This window comes from Peribacillus sp. FW305-BF15 (assembly GCF_058783805.1).
Genome location: NZ_JBYSYV010000077.1, coordinates 1 through 558, shown reverse-complemented (window position 1 = coordinate 558; position 558 = coordinate 1). Strand labels below are relative to the sequence as shown.

The 558-nt window shown below is 38.2% G+C and carries 1 pseudogene; it reads right to left on the bottom strand.

Annotation, left to right across the window (positions count from 1 at the left end):
- Positions 1 to 112 precede the first annotated feature (112 nt).
- Positions 113 to 372: pseudogene (locus tag AC3WLU_RS26765) on the bottom strand (IS110 family RNA-guided transposase); the annotation flags it as partial.
- Positions 373 to 558 lie beyond the last annotated feature (186 nt).

Here is a 558-nt window from a genome sequence, read left to right as displayed (position 1 = left end):
ACGCCGTATACGCGAACCGTACGTACGGTGTTGTGAGAGGGGCGAAAATAAACTTATTTTCCCCCTACTCGATTATGCAACTATCGGGGCAGATTACCGTTTTTGTTCATTATGATAGATTCAGCCAGTAATGAATTCCCACGATGGCGGTGTCTAAACGGTTTATTCGTTTAAGTTCTTTGATCGAACTTAGAAATTTAGTAAACCCCTCATCGTTATTTTCAAAGGTTAGAGGATGACCGACCAAATTCCTCGATAGTTAACAGCTCAAGCAACATGAAATTGTTGTGCAATATCAATTCCTACATCAAGATGACGATTCGTGATTCTTTCAATTAGTTGATTTTGTTTGTTTTGCATTTTAAAATTCATAGAGCTTTCTCCTTAAGATGAGTTTTGGTTTGTGTGTACTTTCATCATTATTCAAGAAAAAGGTGTAATTCTTCATTAAGAAAAACTAACAAAGTCGATTCCTTAATGTTGAACTGACCCCCTAAAGTTAGACAGGTTATATCGTTAGGCAGCCTGTTGGGCATGAGCTCGGTATTGTACCGGGCT